The 4,556-nt window shown below is 74.4% G+C and carries 5 protein-coding genes; 4 read left to right on the forward strand and 1 reads right to left on the reverse strand.

The features are described 5' to 3' along the window. Positions 1–176: 176 nt before the first annotated feature. The gene (locus ABZ641_RS26535; protein WP_344626115.1) at positions 177–764 is read right to left on the reverse strand and encodes a histidine phosphatase family protein; all 588 of its coding nucleotides are present in this window, start codon (positions 762–764) and stop codon (positions 177–179) included. Positions 765–998: 234 nt separating this feature from the next. On the opposite strand from ABZ641_RS26535, the gene ABZ641_RS26540 reads away from it, so the two are divergent. The 4 genes from ABZ641_RS26540 to ABZ641_RS26555 form a co-directional block, all read left to right on the forward strand. Next, a complete protein-coding gene (locus tag ABZ641_RS26540) occupies positions 999–1,784 on the forward strand; it encodes an HAD family acid phosphatase (RefSeq protein WP_344626114.1) in 786 nt (261 codons plus the stop codon). Positions 1,785–1,936: 152 nt separating this feature from the next. Then, positions 1,937–3,598, forward strand: coding sequence for an NAD(P)/FAD-dependent oxidoreductase (locus ABZ641_RS26545; RefSeq protein ID WP_344626113.1), 1,662 nt, complete (start codon positions 1,937–1,939; stop codon positions 3,596–3,598). Between the two features lie 308 nt (positions 3,599–3,906). After that, positions 3,907–4,269 carry an STAS domain-containing protein gene (locus ABZ641_RS26550; RefSeq protein WP_344626112.1) on the forward strand — a complete coding sequence of 121 codons (363 nt, stop codon included), beginning with the start codon at positions 3,907–3,909 and terminating at the stop codon, positions 4,267–4,269. Positions 4,270–4,288: 19 nt separating this feature from the next. Further along, positions 4,289–4,556 (forward strand): ACT domain-containing protein (locus ABZ641_RS26555; RefSeq protein ID WP_359985588.1); only part of this gene is annotated, 268 nt, incomplete at its 3' end.

The following is a 4,556-nucleotide window of genomic DNA, read 5'->3' on the forward strand; positions in this document are numbered from 1 at the left end:
ACTCGACGAACTCCGCGGTCTGGGACACGTCCGCGGCGTCGGACGCGTCCTGCGGATCTACAAGTAACCCACCGGCACCACGTCAGCCCCACCCCGTGGCCGCCCCCCCCCCGGTCGGCGGCCACGGGCACGCACACCGCTCCCCCGGCCCGGACCGTGGCGCGACCGGCCCGCCGCTACGGGACGTTCCAGGCTGCGACGACCGGCTGCCCGTGCTCGGTGGCGAGGAAGCCGAGGGTGCCCGGATGCGGGTGGCCGAGCAGCCGGGCGGAGGACGGGTCGAGGCCGAGCCAGCGCACGGTCAGGACGCGTGCCAGATGACCGTGCGCGACGACGGCGACGTCGCCGTCGGCCAGCAGCGGCCGGATCCGGTCCAGCACCGCGTCCGTGCGCGCCGCCACCTGCTGCAACTGCTCGCCGGGACGGTCGGCGCCGCCGGGGGCGACACCGTCCCGCCACAGGTCCCACCCCGGCCTCTCCTCCTGGATCTGCTCCGCCGTCAGTCCCTCGTAGCCGCCGTAGTCCCACTCCAGCAGGTCCGGATCGGGCTCGACGCCGGTCAGGCCGGCCAGTTCGGCCGTGCGCAGGGCGCGGCCCAGCGGGCTGCTGAACACGGCCACCGGACGGCGTGCGGCCAGCCTCGGAGCGAGCGCCCTTGCGGCGTCCTCGCCCGCGGCGGTCAGCGGGACGTCGGTGCGGCCCGCGTACCGGCCCGACAGGCTCCATTCGGTCTGGCCGTGCCTGATCACCATCAGCTCACCCATGGCCGTGCACCATATCTGACGGCGCATCGGCGCGTCCGCGCGGTGTCCGGCCCTGCCGGGGGCGGCGCCCGCGAGGCCGGTGCGGAGTCCGTGCGCACCGCGCGTAGACATTGCGCGTAGAGTTTGCTTGACCTGCCTGGTTACTCGCCCGTACGTTCAGCCCCGCATCGTGCGCGTCGGGAGTCGGGGGGACGACCCGCGTTTCCCTCCCGACGGCAGAAGGGGCAGAACCACATGCTCAGGAAGACCCTCGGGAACCGCTCGAAGACCCTCGCCACCCTCGCCGTCGGCGTGGTCGTCGGCGGTGCGGTCGCGGGCGGCGGCCTCGCGGTCGCCGACACCAAGGCTCCGCGCAGCGACCGTCAGATCACCAACATGACCGACGAGGTCAACGACATCAAGGCGTACTACGGCGACACCGTCGACGCGCAGGGCGAGCACTGGGCGTCGCCGACCGGCAACTACGCCAAGCAGGTCGCCGGGATCGAGAGGGACGCCAAGCAGTACCTGCAGGCCCGCGCCCACCACGACAAGGGCAAGAAGAAGGCGATCGTCCTCGACGTCGACGACACCTCGCTGTCGACGTACAACTACGAGCTGGAGACGACCTTCGTCTACAACCCCACGAGCAACGCCCAGTACATCGCCACCAAGACCATGCCGGCCGTCTTCGGCATGAACACCCTGGCGAAGTGGGCCGAGCAGCAGGGCTACACCGTCTTCTTCGTCACCGGCCGGCCCGAGGCCCAGCGGACGTACACCGCGGCCAACCTGGCCGCGGTGGGCTTCCCGACCGCGGACGCCTCGCACCTGTACCTGAAGAACAAGGAGAACCCGCCGGCGTACCTGCCGTGCGGCAAGACCTGCACCACCGTCGAGTACAAGTCCGGGACCCGCGCCCACATCGAGAGCCTCGGCTACCAGATCGTGGCCAACTTCGGTGACCAGTACAGCGACCTGTCCGGCGGCCACTCCGGCAAGACGTACAAGATCCCGAACCCGATGTACTACCTCCCCTGATCCCCGCTCAGGACGCCGGGCGTCGCGGCCGGAACCCCCGGCCGCGGCGCCCGCGCCCGTTCCGGCCGTGGTGCAGTGCGGTGCGGTGCGTGACCGGAACGCGGACGGCTCGTTGCTCCCGGGGCGGATGAGCTGCGGCGGAGGCGGTCGGTGTGACGGGAAGCGTGCTGGTCGGACGGCCGCTCACGGCCGGCGGGGTGGCGGACGCGTACGACGCGGTGGTGGTCGGCTCCGGGGCCGGCGGGCTGACCACGGCCGTCTGCCTGGCACGCCAGGGCCGGCGCGTGGCGGTGTTCGAACAGCACTACACCGCGGGCGGCTACACCCACGCCTACCGGCGCCGCGGCTGGGAGTGGGACGTCGGGATCCACTACGTCGGACAGTTGGCGGAGCGCGAGCCCGTCCGGGTGCTCTCGGACTACCTGACCGGCGGCGCGCTGCGCTGGGCCCCGCTGGGCGACCCGTTCGACGAGTACCGCCTGGCGGGAGAGGTGTACCGGGCCCCGGTCGGCTTCGCGGCCTACCAGGCCGGGCTGATCGCCCGCTTCCCGGCCGAACGGGCCGGCATCGAGGCGCTGTTCGGGCTGGTCCGGCGGTGCCGGGCGGTGTTGCCGGTGCTCGCGCTGGGACGGCTGTCGGGCCCCGTGGTGCGGCGGCTGGCCCGGGCGCTGCGGGCGGCGGCCGTGCCGCCCGAGGCGATGCGGCCGGCCCGGGAGGTGGTGGAGGGGCTGGTCCGCGACGAGCGGCTGCGGCAGGCCGTGCTCACCCAGAGCGCCCTGCTGCTGGCCGACTCCACGGCCAGGCTGCCGTTCTTCCTGCTCGCGGTGCTGTTCGAGCACTTCCGGACGGGCGCCTGGTATCCGGTGGGCGGCAGTGCCGCGATCGCCCGCGCGATGCTCGGACCGGTCCGGGCCGCCGGCGGCGAGGTCTTCGTGCGGGCACCGGTCTCCCGGATCGAGCTGGACGGGCCCCGCGCGACGGGCGTGGTGCTGGCGGACGGGACCCGGGTACGGGCGCCGGCGGTGGTCAGCGCGGCAGGTGCCCAGAACACCTTCGGCGCGCTGCTGCCGCACCGGACCGGCGACCACCCCGGCCACGGCGGCGGTGACGGCGACAACGGCGACCGGCTGGCCGGCATGCGGCGCGGGTTCCCCTTCGTGGTGCTCTTCCTCGGGCTGGACGGGGACCCGGCGGAACTCGGGCTGCCGCGGCACAACCTGATGGTCACCGACGGGGACTGCGACGCCTTCTTCAACGGCACGGGCGGGCGGACCAGCGGCCACTTCCTCTCCTTCTCCTGCGCCAAGGACCCGACCTGGACCACCCGGCACCCCGGGCGGTCCACCGGCGAGATCCTGGCCTACGTACGGCCGGAGCTGTTCGCGCCCTTCCACGGGTCGCGGTGGCGGCACCGGGACCCGGACTACCTGGCCCTGAAGGCCGAGCTCACCGCGGAGCTGCTCGATCAGCTGTACCGTCAGCTGCCCGGCACCAGGGGGCGGGTGGCCCACCACGAACTCGGCACCCCGCTGACGGCCGAGCACTTCGCCGGCTGGCCCGGCGGCAGCCTCTACGGGCTGGCCAAGGACGTGGCGGGCTTCGGCGACGGCCACCGCGCCGGCCTGGCGGACTGGCTGCGCCCGCGGACCCGGATCGAGGGCCTGTACCTCTCCGGCCAGGACTGCCTGGCCGGCGGCTTCCTCGGGGCGGTCACCGGCGGCCTGCTGGCCGCCCACGAGGCCCTGGACCGGACCGGTCGCGCCCGCCTCTGGGCCGGGATCCTGAGACACGGCCTGCGGCCGACGCCCCCCTGACGACCCCGGCACGGCCCTGCACCGGCTCAGCCGTCGAAGAGCGGGTCCGGTCGGGCGAGTGCGGCCCGGCGTGCCCGCCCGCGGTCGGGCACCGGTCCGCGGTCGGGCTCCGGTCCGAGGTCGGTGGCGGGCGTAAGCGGCAGGTCCGCCCGGACCGTCCTGCCGCTTACGCGTCGGGGCTCCGCGGCAGCGGTGCGTGGCCGGCCGCCGGGGCCCGGCGGCCTTCGTTGACACGGTCGGGGGCGGGTAGAAGGCTGGAGGAAGTCCCAGCGCAAGCGCTCCGGCGGCCCCGAGCCGAAGGACGGTCCATGACCGCGCTCCTGCACACCACCCACATCGCCGGCGCAGCACCCGGTACCGACCTGCTGCGTCTGCGCGGCGAGGCCGACCAGGACACCGCCGCCGACCTCCGGCACGCCTTCGACCACGCGCTGGGGAGCCTGCCCGCGCCCCACGTGCTGCTCGTCGACTGCCGCGGACTCACCTTCTGCACCTCGACCGGCCTGAACGCCGTCCTCAAGGCCCGGCGCCTCGCCCTGCGCCAGGGCACCGTGCTGCGTCTGACCGGTGTCACCGACCAGCTGCGCCGGCTGCTGCGCATCACCGAGGCCGACACCGTCCTGGACATCCAGGACTCCCCCACCGCCGACGGCACGCCGGGCAGCGTCTGAGCTCTGGCATCCTGCTCGGATGGAGTCCGCCGTGTCCCAGCAGTTGCGTGTCCTGCCCGGAGAGTTCGTCGTCGAGCACCTGGGCGAGGGTGCCCCGCCGCCCGACGGTGGGTGGCTCTCCCTGGTCCGGGCGCCGGAGGGCCTGACCGTCGTCCGCCCGTCGCGGCCCGGGGAGGGCCCGGGCGCGGAACGCTGGTCCGCGCTGTACGGCGGTGACACCGCCCACGCGGTCGACGTGCCGGGCATGCTCGCCGCGCTGCTGGCGCCGCTGGCCGCCGCCGGCGTGC

This window comes from Kitasatospora sp. NPDC007106 (assembly GCF_040634455.1).
GTDB classification, from domain to species: Bacteria; Actinomycetota; Actinomycetes; order Streptomycetales; family Streptomycetaceae; genus Kitasatospora; species Kitasatospora arboriphila.